1 pseudogene is annotated in these 698 nt (G+C 66.0%); it reads left to right on the top strand.

Features of this window, described 5'->3' with window-relative positions:
* Window positions 1–698 (top strand): annotated as a pseudogene (locus SNA_RS29925) (ADP-ribosyltransferase); the annotation flags it as partial.

Below are 698 nucleotides of genomic sequence, written 5' to 3'. Positions count from 1 at the left end.
AAGAAGGAAGCGGGCGCGATCCGCGACAAGGGCGCGGATGTCCACTCTTCCTTCCAGGGGCTGCGGGCGTACTACTCGGCGCCGGAGGCGGAGCAGCTGTTCGCCTCGACCAAGCCGGTCGCCACCAAAGCGCATCACTTCGCCGACGAGCTGGAGAAGGTCGGCGCAGCCCTGGACACCTTCGCGGCCGAGGTACGCCCGCTGGTCGCCAGGCTTCACAAACTCGAAGGAGCTGCGTCCCACTTCGTCGCCGACATCAAGCAGGACGAGGACTGGCAGTACGACCCGGTCAAGGTCGCCGTCAACAAGCAGCTGATTCAGGAGGTCTCCGCGACCGTCCAGGCGTTCTGGGCGGCGGAGGTGGCGGCCGCCAACAAGATCACCGCTCTTGTTTCCCACGGCACCCACTGGACCCTTGGCGACGGTACGAAGAAAAAGGGCGGCCACACCTACGGCCTGACCAAGGAAGCGATGTCCTCGGCGGGCGATACGCCGTGGGGCAAGGTCGTCGACCAAAAACGCCACTGGTACGACCCCGGTGCCGTGGTCAGCTGGGTCAAGAACTTCGTCTGGGACGGCACCGTCGTCGACGGCATGTGGGGCACCCTCAAGGGACTGTGGTCGCTGACGCCGTGGGGCGACAACTTCGGCGCCGCGTGGAAGAGCATGGGCCACCTGGCCACCGTGACAACCGTGCC

The organism is Streptomyces natalensis ATCC 27448, from assembly GCF_000935125.1.
GTDB classification, from domain to species: Bacteria; Actinomycetota; Actinomycetes; order Streptomycetales; family Streptomycetaceae; genus Streptomyces; species Streptomyces natalensis.
The sequence above is the reverse complement of the archived record's forward strand: the minus strand, read 5'-3'. Positions and strand labels throughout refer to the sequence as shown.